The sequence below is a fragment of the Haloarcula sp. CGMCC 1.6347 genome, assembly GCF_037078395.1.
Lineage (GTDB): Archaea > Halobacteriota > Halobacteria > Halobacteriales > Haloarculaceae > Haloarcula > Haloarcula amylolytica.
This window is the reverse complement of sequence record NZ_JAYMGX010000001.1, coordinates 546,465-562,933: the sequence shown is the minus strand read 5'-3', so window position 1 is coordinate 562,933 and position 16,469 is coordinate 546,465. Positions and strand designations below refer to the sequence as shown.

Genomic DNA, 16,469 nt, shown 5'->3' with positions numbered 1-16,469 from the left:
GGGGCGGTTCGAACGCTATTGTACCACGGTACGCTCGTGCTCGAGTTCGTCGGCTAGGTCTGCGGTATCCGCGAGACGGTTGACACGGTCGGTGACGCGGTGGACCGTTCCATCCCGCGTACAGGGGGCGACGTGCGTGAGGTCATCGTCAACGTATTCCGCGAGGGCAAGCGTCGGCAGCGTGATCACGCTGACCGATTCGTCAGAAACCATGTTCGTCAGCGGGTGCTCCCAGTCGAAGGCGGCAAGCGAGGCATCGGAGTCGCGCTCCCACTGTTCGAACATGGAAAGCCGCTCCAACAGGTGTCGTCCCTCCGCAGTCCGCTGTGCGAGCCGCGGTTCGATCCGGCGCCCCCAGATTAATATCGACAGGTCCTCGATATAGCCCGCGTCCTCGAGAGCCTGTAACCGGTCGATCAGGTAGTTCTGTTGTTGCGTTGCATCTCCCGGACAGAGGGACCGGACGAACAGTTCGACGCGAACCGGATTGGCAGTGGAATCCATAGTGAGATGTTGAGTATCCTGTGCCTCGCTACAGCGCTGACTGTCCTAAGCACTCTCTCTAGGCCCCTAGAATAAATCGGGGCGAATCGGATTCATGGATGATATATCTGGGTCAATCGGTAATTGGTTAGTATGTGAATATCTGTTAGTTGTTTTGCCAAGCTTGTGTTCAAATCAGCCCGAATACAGCTCTGGAGTTCGATTTCTGCATAGTATTCACCACAGACGTGTGCCCCGACAAAATATTACTATTCTAACCAGACACCGGGCGTTAAGTAGCTCGCCGCCACACTTGACTCATGGTCCCAAGTGTCATGGATGGCCATGATATCCCAGCCCTGTACGGGCCAGCCATGGATACACTCCCACTCATGTTTGCGATCGTAGACGAGTCCGGGGTGATCCTCTCGACGAACGAGACGTGGAGCGAGTTCGGCCGGGCAAACGGAACAGAGCTGACACCGAATACGCTGGGCGTGAACTACCTCGACGTCGCTGACATGGCTGACGACGTGACCGGGCAACAGGCAGCCGACGGGATCAGAACCGTCCTCGCCGGCGACCAGTCCTCGTTCGAACTCGAATACCCGTGTCACACCACGTCGGCGAAACAGTGGTTCCGGTTGTGCGCCGCTCCGTTCACCATCGATGGGGCGAGGTACGCCTCCATCGCACATATCGACATCACGGCCCGGAAGCAACGAGAGTCAGTGCTCGAAGCGGCCTACGATATCTGTACCGACGCGAACCGGACGTTCACAGAACAACTCGACGCGCTGCTAGAGCTCGGCTGTGAGACGCTCGATACGTCGTTTGGGACGCTCTCCCGGGTCCACGGCGACGAGTACGTGTTCGAGGCAGTCACTGCACCGGCGACTGCCGACCTCGAAGCCGGCAGCACGACCAGCATCGAGGACCTCCCGAACTGCAGACACGTCGTCGAACACCGCGAACCGCTCGCGATCAGCGACGTTGCTGCGGACGCGCCGGACCTCGCTGACCCGGAGTGGGGAATCGCGAACTACATCGGCGCGCCCGTCGTCGTCGACGGGGCCGTGTACGGGACGTTCTGCTTCTACGGGCTGGAACCACGCGAGACAGTGTTCACGCAGTGGGATCTGACGTTCGTCCGGTTGCTCTCGGACTGGGCGGGCTACGAACTCGAACGACAGCGCCACACGGAACAGCGAAGCGCGTTGAATACTGCCCTCCCAGACCCCAGTTTCATCATTGATGCGGAAGGGCGATTTCTCGACTGTCTGACCGACCCCGAGACGATGGTGACGGTCGACGATACGGACACGCTTGTCGGTCAGACGCTACACGAGTGTCTTCCACACAAGACCGCTGATTCGCTACTGGCGACTGTTCGTGCGGCCCTGCGGACCGGGTCGTTCCAGTCCGTGGAGTACATACTGCAGGTTCCCAGTGGCAAGCGGTGGTTCGAGGCGCGGGTCGCGCCGCTGGAAAGTCGCGCGTACGACCTCGACACCGTCATCTTCGTCGCTCGGGACATCACTGCGCACAAAGACCGACAGGCCGAACTCGAACGACAGCGTGACGAACTCGAACAGACACAGCGGCTCAACGTGCTGGGCAGAGAGATCGCGAAGGCGCTACAGGACACACAGACGCGTGAGGAAATCGAATCGGCAGTGTGTACGCATCTCACTGAATCGGACCTGTACCAGGCCGTGTGGGCCGGGAGCCGCGGGAGTGCCACGAGGATAACACTGAGTGCCGCCGCTGGGATCGACACGGCAACGCCGGAGCAGATTTCGCCCGGCGAGCACAGTCTCGCCATCGACGCCATCGACACCGGCGAGGTACAGGTCGTCGAGGATATCACCGACGTGTCGACGCCCTCGGACACCGGGATGGACCGCCCACTACTCACAGACCGCTGCTCCGTCGCGGCTGTTCCCCTGACAACTGGCGAGACCACGTACGGCGTCCTGATGGTGTACGCATCGACAGAAGCCACGATTGGCTGCCGTGAGTCGAGTATTCTGGCCGATCTAGGGCGACTTATCGCGCTTTCTATCCAGCGCGTCCACAGTCAGCAGTCACTGCTGGCGGCGACGACGGTCGAACTCGAATTCCTGACGCCGGACTCCGACGACGTCTTCGCCGGCCTCTCGGCGATGCACGACTGTTCGTTTACGCTCGAACGGCGCGTCCCGACCAGTTCCGGGAACTGCCTCCACTACGTTCGCATCAGCGGTGTGGACACTGATCGGGTGTGTCAGGCGCTCACTGAGACGCCGTCGGTCGAGTCCTGTACCGTCGTGGAAACGGCGGCGGAGAACCGAGCGCCCCTGCTCGAAGTCGCGCTCGACGAGATATCCGCATCGCCGCTTGACACGCTCACAGATTACGGCGGGGCCGTGCGGCGGGCCGTCGCAGCGGACGGCGACCTGCGGTTCACAGCGGAGATGGCACCGGATATCAACGTCCGCGCCGTCGTCGAGGCGATTCAGGAGGTCGCGCCCGGGACAGAACTGCGGAGCAAGCAGTACGTCGACCAGCCAGTCTCGACGGCCACGGATTTCCAGACGCGGATACGCGACCGGCTGACGCCGAAACAGGCCGCCGCACTCAAGACTGCCTACGCACGCGGCTACTACGACTGGCCGCGAGGGAGTTCCGCCGAGGAACTGGCTGCGACGCTCGACATCTCCGCGCCGACCTTACACTACCGTCTGCGGAAGGCTCACGACGCCGTCATCGGCGCGCTGTTCGACTCCGGAACCGGACCTGAGAAACACGACTGAACCTCACTCGTCTTCGGCACGCTCGATTCGCTGTCGGGCCTGCCGGAACAGGCCGCGAAGGGTCTTCGTCTCCCGGCCAGTGGGTTGTGCACGCCCGAGCACCCGGCGGAACAGCCGCCGGGCCTTGTGCTGTTTCTCTTCGGGGTGACCGATAGCACCGAGGAAGCGGTCGAACTCCTCGTGTAGCCCCTCGACGGACGGCGTCTCGGCGAGCGTGTGCAGCTGTTCGGGGTGCTGGGTCTCGTCGACAGTTAGCTCGCGGAGTTCGTAGAGCACGATGGTGGCCGCCTGACCGAGGTTCAACACTGGATACGACGCGCTGGCCGGGATAGAGCAGATGACGTCCAGCCGTGCGAGTTCGTCGTTCGAGAGCCCGACCCGTTCGCGGCCGAAGACGACGCAGATGTCGCCCTCGACATCCTGAAGCGAGTCGGCCAGGTCGGCTGGCGTCGTCGCCGGATACCGGACGTGGTTGGCGGGGTCCTCGTTCGTCGTCGCCGTGCAGGCGACGGTGTGATAATTCTCGACGATCTCGTCGAACGTCACCGTCCGGGCGTTCGGGAGGATGTCGTCGCGGGCCTGTCCGGCAAAGCCGTATGCTTCGCCATCGGGGTCCAGTTCCGGCGGGTCGACAAGTAACAGCTCCGACAGGCCGAAGTTCTTCATCGACCGGGCGATGGTGCCGACGTTGCCCGGCGTCTCCGCGTCGACGACGGCGACCGATATCATACGTCCAGGTCGCTGAGGTCCATATCAATCGTGTCGAGGTCTTCCTCGTCCATTTGCTCGACTTCTTCTTCGAGTCCCGGAATCGCTTCGTCCCTGTCGGGGGCCTCCGGCAGCGCTGTCGGGTCCTCCTCGACGTGTTCGAGGCCGACATATCCCTCGGGAGCTCGGTTCCCGTCGAGGAACCACTCGTGGAAGGCCGAGGCCAGGTCCGTCTCTCCGGCGTGGGCCTCGCCGCCCTCCTCGCGGAACCAGTAGATGAAGTCCGTCTCGTGGTCCGAGCAGACGACCACCTCGCCCATCGGCTCCCCGTAAATAGCATCTGCGACGTTGCACTGCTCGATGTCTTCGTCGCCGTGAATCAGCCAGCAGGCGTCACAGGGGTCGACGACCCGCTCTGCGAGCACCAGCAGCCGCTGCCGGGTTTCCGGTTCCATCGTCTTGAGCGGCCGGACCCGTCCGTCCGGCCCGAGTACGTCCTCGTCGAAGCGCCAGCCACGAAGCCCGATATTGACCTTGCTCATACGTCAGAGTGGGAGAGTCCCGGACTAAAAGAGCGCGATATGCCGGTCGACCGCTACCGATCCGTCCGCGCTCCATCATCATCGCGGAGTGTAAACGGGGTGTGTCAGCCGGTTACACCCACCGCTCGTTCGAAACATAGACAGTTCTAGCTAAATTTAACATGATCATTCCAGCTAGCATCCGCGGCCAGCATCCAGATCCGGCAAATCTGTTGGTCTCGCCCAAACATTTATACGTGATTGGCTTTTCTCCGTAAAAGAACACATGGAACGGCCGACGCGCCAGCGGGATTCTGACCAGGAGGAACGCGAGGAGGAGTCCGAGAGCACGGGCCAGCAGACCTGCCCCGAGTGTGAGTCGGAGTCCATATCTAGCGACGGCGGTGGTGAACTCGTCTGCGAGGACTGTGGCCTCGTCATCGAGGACGAGAACATCGACCGCGGGCCGGAGTGGCGGGCGTTCAATCACTCCGAACGCCAGTCCAAGTCACGCGTCGGAGCCCCCACGACCCAGACGATGCACGACAAGGGGCTGACCACACAGATCGACTGGAAGGACAAGGACGCCTACGGTCGGTCACTCTCCTCGGAGAAGCGGAGCCAGATGCACCGCCTCCGGAAGTGGCAGGAACGCATCCGAACGAAAGACGCCGGCGAACGGAACCTGCAGTTCGCGCTGTCGGAGATCGACCGCATGGCCAGCGCACTGGGCGTCCCCCGCTCGGTTCGAGAGGTCGCGTCGGTCATCTACCGACGCGCGCTCAACGAGGACCTCATCCGCGGTCGCTCCATCGAGGGCGTCGCCACGGCCTGTCTGTACGCGGCCTGTCGACAGGAAGGTATCCCACGGAGCCTGGAGGAGGTCTCGGACGTCTCCCGGGTCGAGCAGAAGGAGATCGGGCGGACGTATCGGTACGTCGCCCAGGAACTCGAACTGAAGATGGAGCCGGTCGACCCCAAGCAGTACGTCCCGCGTTTTGCCTCCGAACTGGAACTCTCCGAAGAGGTCCAGTCCAAGGCCAACGAGATCATCGACACGACCGCCGAGCAGGGCCTGCTCTCGGGGAAATCACCCACCGGCTACGCCGCCGCGGCCATCTACGCCGCCTCGCTGCTGTGCAACGAGAAGAAGACCCAGCGCGAGGTCGCCGACGTGGCCCAGGTGACAGAGGTCACCATCCGGAACCGGTATCAGGAGCAGATCGAAGCGATGGGCATCCACTGACTGGCCGCGTTCCCTGTTGTGCGGTAGCATCGTTCTCTGTTCGCTCTCATTATGCAGGTACTGGCACCGGTAGTGCAGCTTATACGTTCGTTACCGGACTGGGAACGACAGGCGTGCAGAACTATCTGTCTGGACACCGATACCGTAAGTATGCCTGTCTCCTCGTCGCAGAAACGGATCGCACTTCTCGTCATCGGACTGGTGATCCTCTTTGCACCCGCGCTGTTCGTCGTCGCCACGCTGGAGTTTCTCATCCTGTCCGGTGACCTCGCGCTCAGCGAAATTTCGCTCCTCGAATTCGTCGAACTGTATCTCATCGACTTAGTGCTGTTCGTCCTGCTCGGCTACGGCGTCTACCGGTTGACGTTCTGGCTGATTGAGAACCAGCTTCCGGAGGCACTCGATACCGTCGAGGAGACCGAGGCAGCCGACGCGACTGACGAAGCAGAACCGTCTGGTGGCGTCAATGAGGACCGGTCCTGAAAGACCGGCACTGCTGAGGCGACACAACGACGTGCCGTGAGTTTCTCGCAAAATCGGGACCGCTCGCGGGTTTTCGGCCGCCGACCGCGTCAACGAGGGCCGCTCACTGCTCGCGGATCGTTCCTCCCCGCTCGCGACAACGAGGGCCGCTCACTCTGTTCGCGCCCCTCGCTTCGTTCGCGCCCCTCGCTTCGTTCGCGCCCCTCGCTAGTCCCCTGCAACCGCTGTCGGCTCCTCGGCACTCTCGCCGACTGAGCCGAGGTCCATCATTGCCAGCAAGGCAATGACGCCGAAGCCGACTTTCGTGACCACGTCGAGGTACACGATCACGAGTGTCGCAGTCTCGACATCCATGAGGCCCACTCCTGCCGCACCGAGCAGCCACACGACCGGATACACCATCCAGAGGACGACGACGAAGTTCCGGAGCGTGCGGTACAGGCTGATCTCTATGTCGGACAGGGTCGACTTCGCAGCTGCCGCAATGTTCCGGTAGAGGAGGTAGATGACGCCACCGAACAGCGCTGCGCCGACCGCGAACAGCGCGTAGCTAATCGGCGATGGCGTGACTGCACCGGCGAACCCGAAGACGATAGTCAACGCCTGCAGGACGACGAGTTTCACCGTATCCTCCCGGCTTGCACCGGCAAGGAGCGCCAGGAACCAGACGTTGAGCGGCGTCGTCAACAGCCAGTCGATATAGCGAATCACGTACACTGCGTGGCCGCCACTCTGTATCGAGCCGAAGCCGAGCGCCATCAGGGCGTAGGCGATGATGGCGATACCTGGGATGGCGATCAACAGCAGGTACCGCTTCCGCGTCTTTTCGGGGACGAGCGTGTAGCCGTATGCCAGCACGGCCGTCCCGAGCAGTTCACCCAGTAGTCCCAGCGTGAACCAGGTCGTTATGGTTGCCATTGTTAGTCGTCCCCCACCACAGCCGTGCTGTCGGTGTCCGTCCCGGCCGAGTTTTCGACCGTAAAGCGGTCCAGGAGCGATTCGAGGTCGTCAGCCCGCTGCCTGAGTTCCGTCGCGGAGTCCGACACTTCGTCGATGGACGCGGACTGGTCCTGTGCCGCGCCGGCCACAGTATCTGCCTCCGTCGCCGTCTGCTGACTGATCGTCGTCAGGTCGTCGATTGTCCCCATCACGTCCTGTGCGGTCCGGGCCTGTTCCTCGGTCGCCCGGTCGATCTCCTGGATGCCGGTGTCGACCTCTTCAGTGTACTCGACGATGGTCTCCAGCGCATCGACGGTCTCCTCGACCGTCGAGACGCCTTCAGTAATCCGGTTACTGGTCGACTCCATCGTCTCGACGGTGTCGCCGGCCTGCTCTTGGATGCCTTCGATGCGCTGCTCGATGTCGGCGGCGGCCTCCTTGGTCTCCTCTGCGAGGCCCTTGATCTCGTCAGCGACGACGGCGAACCCTTCGCCGTCACCGTCAGCGTGGGCGGCCTCGATGGAGGCGTTCAGCGCGAGCATGTTCGTCTGCTCGACGATGCTCGTGATGACGCCGACGATCTCGCCGATCTCGTCGAGTTCGTCGTCGAGCGCGTTGATCTCTTCGACGGTCTCGCCGGTCTCGTCCTCGATGGCGCTCATCTCCGCGATGGCCTCCTGTGCGGCTTCGCGGCCGTCCTCACCGACTTCGGCGGCCGACTGGGACGTAGTAGCGACCTGCTGAGCGGAGGAGGCGACCTGCTGTGCAGTCGCCGAGAGGTTCTGCATCTCGGCGGCCGCCGATTCCAGCCCCTCGTTTTGCTCGGTTGTGCCTTCGAATATCTCGTTTATCGACTTCGACACTTGCTTGCTGGCCTGGTCGACCCGCTCCGCGTTCGAGTTGACGCGGTCGCTGGACTGGATGACGTTGGCCGCGAACGCCTTCATGTCGGCAATGGTGTCTTCGAGCGCATCCAGCGTCGTGTTGATGTCCTCGCCGACCTCCGCCATCGCTTCGTTCATACTGTCCGTATCTACCCGTGCGGTGAGGTCACCGTTAGCGGCGGCGGCGAGCGCGTCGCTGTACTGCTGTGCCTTGAGTTCGAGGTGGCCGGTCAGCGCCTCCATCTCGTTGCGTTCGGATTCGACCTCCTCACGGGCCGTCTGTGCCTGCTCTTTGGCCTCCTCGGCTTCCTGCCGTGCGGTTTCGGCTTCGGATATCTGCGTCCGGAGGTTCGCCCGCATATTGTCGAAGGCGGCGTACAGCGTTCCGAACTCGTCCTCGCGTGACGTGCTGAGGTCGACGTCGAGTTCCCCCTCGGCCATCGCTTCGGCCTTCACCGAAAGCCGTCGCAGCGAAGCGATCGTGTTTCCGCCGATCGTGACTCCGATGAGTCCGAGGTTGACGACGGCAAGCAAAATGAGCCCGATGAGGTCGGAGTTGATCTGGTCGCTCAGGGCGTACGCGTTCTGGCGATCAGCGTGGACCATAACGACCCAGTCCTGTGATTCGAGTCGGTTCAGTCCCATCAGCATACTGTCCGTTTCGTGGAAGGCGCTCTCGCCGGGTTCGAGCGTCCCCAGCGGGTTCGACTCCATCTCCGAGATCGGTGCCGTCGACCCGATCATCGAGGTGTTGGGGTGGGAGACGAACTCGCCGTCAGTGTTGACGACCGTGGTAAACGACCCATCGCGCTGGTTCGATATCTGATCGGCCTTCTCCCGGAGGTCGATCATGTACACGAGCGCTCTGTCTTCGTCACCGGGGACCGGCGAAACGACGGCAACTATCGGATGGTCGACGACCGAGACAGAGAACGGCTCCGTCACATGCGTGTCGTCGGGACCGTCGAACTGCGGCGGGTCCGTAGCGAACGGTGCGCCCTGCTCGGCAGCGTTGACCCCGATGAAGTCCTGGTTCGAACTGGCGCGAATCTCGTTTGTCTCGGTGTCGAAGTAGTGCACTGCGACGACACCGGGCGGGAGTTCCTCGTTGGACCGTAACTCCTCCAGTCGTTGCTGTTTCTCCGTGTTCGTCCCGTCAGTGAACACGGGGAGTCGCGACGTTGATCGGACATCCCGCTGCGATGTCGTCAACCATTCGTCCAACTGTGCGGCCTGCGTCTCTGACAGCGCCGTGATGTCGTCCGCAACGTCTTCCTCGAGAGTGGCGGACGCCTGCACGCTTGTCAGGACCCCGGCGGCGATAATAACAATTATCGCGAATGAAAGCGCCAACCCGAGTCTGGCGGCGTAACTGCCAGCAATAAAACTCGGGAGTGGCGAGTCCCTATCTGGTTCCATCATCCAGTGCTACGCAAACGTGCTAATAAAGGGTTGTTACGCAATTTTCACCGATGATAAACGCTACGACCAACTGTGGAAACCCTTCGGCCCCCAGCACAACTAACGTTGGTCAATTGTACTGTTGTTATAACACTCCTTGCAGCCGCCGAGATGAGTCCCCGACCCGGACCGTTCGCCGTCGGTGATGTCACGTACTGCGATATATCGGTATCCATATTCAGGGCCGCTCAGTCTGTGGGGAAAGGTTTTCCCGATACCACCTGACGCATACCCCAATGCGTGCTGTACGATTCCACGAATACGGCGGGACGGACGTGCTCCGCGTCGACGACATCGAACGACCCACACCAGGTCCGGAGGAGGTCCTGCTCGAAGTCGAGGCAGCGGCGGTCAATCCGGTCGATACGTACTTCCGGACCGGCGACTACGAGCCGGGCGAACTGCCCTGGATACCCGGCTCCGACTGTGCCGGGACCGTGGCCGCGACCGGCGAGCGCGTGGCCACCGTCACCGAGGGCGACCGGGCGTTCGCGACCGGGCTGGGCAACTGGCTTCAGGGAACCTGCGCGGAGTACGTCACTGTTCCGGAGTCGCATCTGGCGCGACTCCCCGACGGGGTGTCCGCCGAGGCGGGCGCGGCCGTCGCGCTCGTCGGCGTCACCGCCTGGCAGACGCTCGTCGACGCCTGCTCGCTGGAGCCGGCCGAGCGGGCGCTGATTCACGGCGGGAGCGGCGGCGTGGGCCACGTTGCAGTCCAGTTGGCTGCGGCGAACGGGGCGCAGGTGACGACGACAGCATCGCCGGCTTACCACAACCAACTGGCCGACCTCGGCGCGGACGACGTGTTCGACTACAGCCGGGACGACCTCGCCGACGCGGTGGTCGAGGCCGGCGCGCCGGACGTGATTCTCGACCACCGGCTCGACGACTACCTCGCGTTCGACGCCGAGGTTGCCGCCCAGGGCGCGCGAATCGCCGCTATCGGGAACACCGACCTCGCGGCGACGTTCGAGAACGTTCCGCGCTGCCGGGCCAAAGCCCTCAGCGTCCACCACGTCTCGATGTTCAACACGCCGGAGTTCGGCGCGGTGCTTTCCCGGCTGGCGACGCTCATGGCCGACGACGACCTGACGCCGGTCGTCGCCCGCCGGTACGACCTCGACGACGTCCCGGCCGCCCACGACGACGTACTGAACGACAGCTTCCTCGGCAAACTCGTCGTCACGCCGTAGACCGGCTACTGCGGACCCCGTCGTCGGTTTACCGGCCCGCCCCTCGCGTTTCCGGGGATGGGCATTTATCTTCCTACTATCCGTTGACAAATGTATGTCAGCCGAATTTAATTTCGACGGCGAGGTAGCACTGGTTACGGGTATCGGCGGGGCGCTGGGCAGCGCGGTCGCAAACGCGTTCCTCGAAGCCGGGACGACCGTCTGTGGCAGCGACATCATCGAACCGAACACCGAGGACTTCCTGTTGTCCGATCCCGACAGCGTGGATTTCTACCAGGCGGACTTCAGCGACGAGGAGGCTGTCGCCGAGACTGTCGACGCAGTCGTTGACGAACACGGGCGACTGGACTACTTGCTGAACATCGCCGGGACGTGGCGGGGTGGCACACCGATCCACGAGACGGACGCGGACACGTTCGACTTCCTGTTCGACGTGAACCTGAAGACGATGTTTCTGGCGTCGAAACACGCGATTCCACACTTGCGGGCTGCCGAGGGCGCAATCGTCTCCGTCTCCGCGCGGTCGTCACTGGAGGGCGGTGACGGCGACGGTATCTACCGCGCATCGAAAGCCGGCGTCCGACTACTGACCGAGACCATCGCGGCGGAGAACCTCGGGGCCGTGCGAGCCAACGCCGTGATGCCGAGCGTCATCGACACCCCGATGAACCGCGAGATGATGCCCGACTCCGACTTCGAAACGTGGGTCGACCCGAAAGACATCGCGGACGTGATGTTGTTCCTCTGTTCGGACGCCGCCACCGTGACCAGCGGCGCAGCGGTGCCGGTGTACGGCGAGGTCTGATGCTGCTGGCTGGACCGTCGGACAGTGTCGTCTACCGGCAGTACGGTCCACCACGTCACGGGTGACTATTCTGGGTATCGGTGCAATTGCCTGGTCAGCCACCGATATCGTGTCCAGAACGGCGACCGGGAGTCTGGATGAGCGGGAGCAATCGTCAGAAAGAGACGGTAGATTCGTCTCTGATCTCAGTTCCGATTGCGATCCCCCCGCGATCATCATAGTACTTGCGTCCAATGAATGTCTCGTCGAGATTGCCGATAATCGAGGTGTAAAGCGCATCCGCGGTCAGATAACTCTCCTCTTCGACCGGGTCTAACGTCTCTTGAATAGTCACCGAGTTACCGGAGGGAGACGTTATTTCAATGGCACCGATCTGTTCAATCACAGCCGTATGCGTCGCTGGGAACTCGAGCGATTCATCAACAATCCGCTCTGTATCTGAATAGTCCATGTCTGTTGTCCGAGAACCGGAGGTTCGGTCTCTACGTTCCACAGTACGCGGCGAACATGAATCAAACCCAACAATTTTCATCGTGGATTTGTTTTTGATTATTTGAGATACAGATTCCAGACGTGGTCAGATAGGTAGATTCGAAGTCACATATCCGCGCTGTCGAGAAATGACCAGCAAGGAGGTGTCAGTGTGGACCTCTCGGCTGCTGCTGTTCGCCGTCGCAAATGATGTCAGACTGGTCATACTATCGGATGGTATTGCGAACCGGAATCACGGTGGTTTTTATACCCCAGAAGAATATGCCGCATCACAATGAGTGACAGAGAAACGTGGGCCTCACGGCTCGGGTTCCTTCTCGCAGCGATCGGTAGCGCAGTCGGTCTCGGAAACATCTGGCAGTTCCCGTTCAAGACCGCGACAAACGGCGGCGCAGTGTTCCTCGTCTTTTACCTCGCCGCCGTGTTGCTCATCGGCTTCCCGGCAATGCTGGCGGAGTTCATCATCGGTCGGCGAACGAACCGTAATGCCGTCGACGCGTTCGCAGAACTCGGGTTCAAGCAGTGGCGGGTCGTCGGTGGCCTGGGCGTCTTTACGGGATTCTGGATCCTCTCGTATTACAACGTCGTCGGCGGGTGGGTCATGCGGTATATCCTCGGTAGCGCGACGGGCGCATACTTCGGCAACTCCGCGGAGTACTTCGGCGCTATCTCCAGTGGTCCAGAGGCCGTCGCCGGGCAGGCGCTGTTCCTGCTAATCTGTGTCGGCATCGTCGCAGTGGGTGTCGAGGACGGTATCGAGAAGGCGACGAAGGTGATGGTCCCCAGCATCGTCATCCTCATGATCGGGATGGCGGCCTGGGTCACCACACTCGAGGGAGCAGGCGCTGGCTACAGCTACTTCCTCTCGCCGGACTTCTCCACGCTGGCGGCGAACGCCGGCGACCTGATCCCGTTCGCAGTTGGACAGGCGTTTTTCACCCTCTCGCTGGGGATGGCAGCCATGATCACCTACTCCTCGTACATCGGTGACGACGAGAGCCTCCCGGTCGACGGTGGCATCATCGTCGTGACGAACACGCTCGTCGGTGTGCTGGCGGGTCTCGTCGTGTTCCCGATTCTCTTCGCCATCAACATCAGTCCCGACACCAGCGGCCCGTCCGCCATCTTCGTCGCGATGGCGTCGGCGTTCCCACAGCTCCCCGGGGGGCGACTCCTCGGTATCGTGTTCTTCGGCGTTGTCCTCATCGCCGCGATCTCCTCCGCGATCAGCCTGCTCGAAGTTGCAGTCTCCTACGGCGTCGACAACACGTCGTACTCGCGAGTGTCTCTGTCGGCGATGCTCGGAGTTGTGCTGTTCGTTCTCGGATTCCCATCAGCCTGGGACCTGGCGTGGTTCGGCTGGTTCGACACGCTCGCGTACAAGCTGTTCCTCCCGCTGTCGGTGCTGCTCGTTCTGGTGTTCGTCGGCTGGGTGCTCTCCTCTGACGCAGTTGCCGAGCTTCGACAGGGGACGGGTGGACTCCGGGCGTTCGGCCCGACTTGGCTCTGGATGGTCCGAACGGTGGTCATCCTCGGCGTCATCCTGACGCTGGCGCTCGGCCTGCAGACGCTGTTCCTCGCCGAGGACCCGGCGATCATCCCGCCGATATAACCGACGTACGGTATCGGTTTCCGGCGGATGCAGACCCGCTTTTCAACAACCCGGCTGACCGGTTGACAGCAGCTATACGACACCCTAACAGCCAATCTCAGTCGGATTCGAACCCGCGTGGTTCGTCCGCGATGCCGAGACTCTCGGACGCAGTGTCACCCTCGTCAGCGGTACCCGGGAGCAGTGCGTGGATATCGACCGACTCGCTGCCAAGCACCGCGAATCCCGTGAAGATGGTCAGAAAGCCCACCACTGCGGTCGAGGTGATAGTCTCACCGAGCACGGCCCACCCGCCAAGCGTCGACACGACGGGGACCACGTAGAAGATGAGGTTGGCCTGGATCGCACCGGTGACATCGAGCAGGCCGAAGTAGGCGATGTAGGCGATTGCCCCGGCGAAGATACCGACGTACAGCAGGGCCGCTATCGCGGTCGGAGACCAGACCGCCGTGGCCGCCGATTCGCCCATGCCGATGCTCAGCGCGTGAGAGAGCGCGGCGGCGACGGGGAGCGCCCACGCGGTCCGGACCGTACTCGACAGGTCGCCGCCGGACCACCGGATGAGGACGCTGCCCAGCGCGGCGCTGGTCGCGCCAGCGAACAGAATGAGCTTGCCGATGCCCCCGCTCAGGAGCATCGCCGGGTCGGGGCTGACGACGAGGCCGACGCCGAGCAGGCCGATGACCATCCCGAGGCCGCCGCGGGCCGAGAGCCGCTCGTCGGAGAGCAGAATGGCGGCGAACACCGGCGTCAGTATCGGGTTGAGACTGAACACGATGGCCGCGACCGCGCTGGTGGCGGACTGCTGGCCCACGAATATCAGCGCGTTCGCGAGGCCGAGCGCGAATAGACCCGTCGAGAGAATCGCCAGCACGTCGCCACGGGTTCGCGGGAGCAGTTCGTCCCGGGACCGGGTCACGACGACGTAGCCGAGGAGCACGACGGCGGCGATGTCGAACCGAAGGGCGACGAACAGAAGCGGTGGGAGGTACGAGAGGCCTGCCTTCGCTCCGACGAAGGTCCCACCGAGCAGGACGCTGGCAACCGCAGCGAGGGCGAGCGTGCGGCGCGAAATCATGCCGCCACCTCGTATTTAATTTCTGAAATATCTGCACAGCCGACAGAGAGAGGGCGTGGAGAAACCTGAGTCATCGTACTCTACGGTACGGGATCGAGGCTTATAGGGCCGTTTAGAAAATCTTACATAACGCGAAACGGCCGAACACCCGTGGCGGATATTCACGGTGTGAAATTATTTCACACTGCGAAAGCGCTTTAGGACGGACTCCCCAACGCGGCGGTATGGAATCGGCGCTCGAAGAGATCGAGTTCCTCGCGCTCTCGTCGAACCGGGTCGAGGTGTTACGGCTTCTGGCGGCGGACCCCCACTCACGCGGGGAACTCGCGGCCGAAACCGGTGCGTCACAGGCGACGCTCGGGCGTATCATCGCGGACTTCGAAGAGCGGTCGTGGATACGCCGAACGGGCGGCGAGTACGTCGCAACGGCGACGGGCCGCATCGTCGCCGACGGGTTCACCGACCTGCTCGACAGCCTCGAAACCGAGCGCCGGCTGCGCGACATCGTCCAGTACCTTCCCACCGACGCGATAGACTTCGACCTGCAACATCTGGCCGACGCCACGATAACCGTCCCGAGCCAGACGCGCCCGAACGCGCCGGTCCAGCGGCTGCTTGACCTGCTTCGGGACGCCGAGGAGGTCCGGACCTTCTCACACGCGTTCAACGACCAGGCGATTCGGGTCGTTCAGGAACGAGTCAGCGCGGGGGAGCAGCGGTTCTCGGGCGTGTTCTCGCCAAGCGCCATCGACGCGCTCGCGGCGGACGACCGACTCCGGCGTCGGCTCGAATCGCTCCGTGTCGAGCCGGACGCTTCAGTCCGGGTCCGGAGCGACGGCGTGCCACTCGCCGTGATGATTGCCGACGACGTGGTCCACCTCCTGCTGCGGGATGGCAACGGCGTCCTGCAGGCGTCAATCGACACGACCGCGCCGGCCGTCCGCGAGTGGGCTATCGAGACGTTCGACACGTACTGGGCGTCCGCGGACCCGCTCTCGGACGAGTGGTCGCTGTAATTCCGTTGTTTCGAGTCACCGGGAACCGCGACCGCCAGAGAAATCAGTCGAGGCGCAGCTACCGCACCAGATACGGGTCCTCGCCCGGCATGAACCGTCCGAGGTCCGCCTCGCGGCGGTAGTCCGTCTCCAGCAGCGCGGTCAGCGCGTCGACGAGGGCGTCCTCCTCGTCAGCGGTCCACTCCGCGGGCTCTTTGATGGGGTAGACGAGCCAGCCGCTCCCGACGACCTCCGTGGCGTGGCGCGCGTCCATGTCTATGGACTCGGTCGGCTCCGATGTCGTGTTCGCGAACACATGTCGCGTGGCGCGCTCGCCGACGGGCAGGAGAACGTGGGCGGTGATGGCCCGGAGTTCCGTGTCGAACAGCGGTTCCAGGTCGTCGTAGTCCGACTCGGTCGGCGGTTCGCCGCCGCACATGTACAGATACGACAGATACGTCTTTTCGACGGTCGGTGGCGCACCGGCTTCGGCCAGCAGTCCGGCCTCGACGAGCGCCCGCTGGAGACGTTCGCCCGCGGCGTTGTCGGTAAAGGGGATGCCGGACGTTTCGCCACCGTGGACACCCGGATGGTCGCCGATGACGTGGAAGTGGGCGTTGGCGTCGCCGTACCCGGGCACGAACGGCTCACACGGTGCGTCGAAGCCGAAGGGGTTGTGCTGGCGGGCCGTGACGTTCTTCACGCGCGAACTCAACGGGCCATCGCTCAAAACTCCGCCGGTTTCGGTTATCGAATACGAGAAATAATGGTGAA

At 62.7% G+C, this 16,469-nt stretch carries 15 protein-coding genes; 7 read left to right on the top strand and 8 right to left on the bottom strand.

All coding sequences use genetic code 11. The features are described from left to right. Positions 1 to 15: 15 nt before the first annotated feature. A complete protein-coding gene (locus tag VI340_RS03000; RefSeq protein ID WP_336357761.1) occupies positions 16 to 504 on the bottom strand; it encodes an HTH domain-containing protein in 489 nt (162 codons plus the stop codon). Positions 505 to 803: 299 nt separating this feature from the next. Here VI340_RS03000 and VI340_RS02995 point away from each other — a divergent pair, with 299 nt between their 5' ends. Beyond that, positions 804 to 3,278: a bacterio-opsin activator domain-containing protein gene (locus tag VI340_RS02995; protein ID WP_336357760.1), complete on the top strand. Its 2,475-nt coding sequence runs from the start codon at positions 804 to 806 to the stop codon at positions 3,276 to 3,278. A 3-nt stretch (positions 3,279 to 3,281) separates the two neighbouring features. Here VI340_RS02995 and VI340_RS02990 read toward each other — a convergent pair whose 3' ends face one another. Then, positions 3,282 to 4,007 (bottom strand): RNA methyltransferase, encoded by a 726-nt coding sequence (locus VI340_RS02990; RefSeq protein ID WP_336357759.1) that lies wholly within the window; start codon positions 4,005 to 4,007, stop codon positions 3,282 to 3,284. Continuing rightward, on the bottom strand, positions 4,004 to 4,528 hold the full coding sequence (locus VI340_RS02985; protein ID WP_014039720.1) for a hypothetical protein: 525 nt from the start codon (positions 4,526 to 4,528) through the stop codon (positions 4,004 to 4,006). Before VI340_RS02985 ends, VI340_RS02990 begins: the two co-directional genes overlap by 4 nt. A 265-nt stretch (positions 4,529 to 4,793) precedes the next feature. Between VI340_RS02985 and VI340_RS02980 the strand changes: the two genes are divergently transcribed. After that, complete coding sequence (locus VI340_RS02980; RefSeq protein ID WP_008310442.1) at positions 4,794 to 5,753, top strand: transcription initiation factor IIB; 960 nt, start codon at positions 4,794 to 4,796, stop codon at positions 5,751 to 5,753. Positions 5,754 to 5,903: 150 nt separating this feature from the next. Continuing rightward, positions 5,904 to 6,236: a hypothetical protein gene (locus VI340_RS02975; RefSeq protein ID WP_008310443.1), complete on the top strand. Its 333-nt coding sequence runs from the start codon at positions 5,904 to 5,906 to the stop codon at positions 6,234 to 6,236. 207 nt (positions 6,237 to 6,443) lie between these two features. Here the strand turns inward: VI340_RS02975 and sop2 are convergent, their stop codons facing one another. Further along, positions 6,444 to 7,154, bottom strand: coding sequence for a sensory rhodopsin II (gene sop2 / locus VI340_RS02970; RefSeq protein ID WP_336357758.1), 711 nt, complete (start codon positions 7,152 to 7,154; stop codon positions 6,444 to 6,446). A 2-nt stretch (positions 7,155 to 7,156) separates the two neighbouring features. Further along, the gene (locus VI340_RS02965; RefSeq protein ID WP_336357757.1) at positions 7,157 to 9,358 is read right to left on the bottom strand and encodes a methyl-accepting chemotaxis protein; all 2,202 of its coding nucleotides are present in this window, start codon (positions 9,356 to 9,358) and stop codon (positions 7,157 to 7,159) included. A gap of 398 nt (positions 9,359 to 9,756) precedes the next feature. Here VI340_RS02965 and VI340_RS02960 point away from each other — a divergent pair, with 398 nt between their 5' ends. Together VI340_RS02960 and VI340_RS02955 are read left to right on the top strand one after the other, a co-directional pair. Beyond that, positions 9,757 to 10,713, top strand: a complete 957-nt coding sequence (locus VI340_RS02960) for an NADPH:quinone reductase (protein ID WP_008310449.1) — start codon at positions 9,757 to 9,759, stop codon at positions 10,711 to 10,713. 94 nt (positions 10,714 to 10,807) lie between these two features. Then, positions 10,808 to 11,518 carry an SDR family oxidoreductase gene (locus tag VI340_RS02955; protein ID WP_008310450.1) on the top strand — a complete coding sequence of 237 codons (711 nt, stop codon included), beginning with the start codon at positions 10,808 to 10,810 and terminating at the stop codon, positions 11,516 to 11,518. A 154-nt stretch (positions 11,519 to 11,672) separates the two neighbouring features. On the opposite strand, the gene VI340_RS02950 is transcribed toward VI340_RS02955, so the two are convergent. Beyond that, positions 11,673 to 11,969 (bottom strand): DUF5789 family protein, encoded by a 297-nt coding sequence (locus VI340_RS02950; protein ID WP_008310451.1) that lies wholly within the window; start codon positions 11,967 to 11,969, stop codon positions 11,673 to 11,675. Positions 11,970 to 12,284: 315 nt separating this feature from the next. Here VI340_RS02950 and VI340_RS02945 point away from each other — a divergent pair, with 315 nt between their 5' ends. Beyond that, positions 12,285 to 13,622, top strand: a complete 1,338-nt coding sequence (locus tag VI340_RS02945; RefSeq protein ID WP_008310452.1) for a sodium-dependent transporter — start codon at positions 12,285 to 12,287, stop codon at positions 13,620 to 13,622. A 97-nt stretch (positions 13,623 to 13,719) separates the two neighbouring features. Here VI340_RS02945 and VI340_RS02940 read toward each other — a convergent pair whose 3' ends face one another. Next, positions 13,720 to 14,700: a DMT family transporter gene (locus VI340_RS02940; protein ID WP_336357756.1), complete on the bottom strand. Its 981-nt coding sequence runs from the start codon at positions 14,698 to 14,700 to the stop codon at positions 13,720 to 13,722. Positions 14,701 to 14,924: 224 nt separating this feature from the next. On the opposite strand from VI340_RS02940, the gene VI340_RS02935 reads away from it, so the two are divergent. Further along, entirely contained in the window at positions 14,925 to 15,716 is a 792-nt protein-coding gene (locus VI340_RS02935) for a helix-turn-helix transcriptional regulator (RefSeq protein ID WP_336357755.1), read from the top strand. Between the two features lie 58 nt (positions 15,717 to 15,774). Here VI340_RS02935 and VI340_RS02930 read toward each other — a convergent pair whose 3' ends face one another. Further along, positions 15,775 to 16,398, bottom strand: a complete 624-nt coding sequence (locus VI340_RS02930) for a uracil-DNA glycosylase family protein (protein WP_336329823.1) — start codon at positions 16,396 to 16,398, stop codon at positions 15,775 to 15,777. Between the last annotated feature and the right edge of the window lie 71 nt (positions 16,399 to 16,469).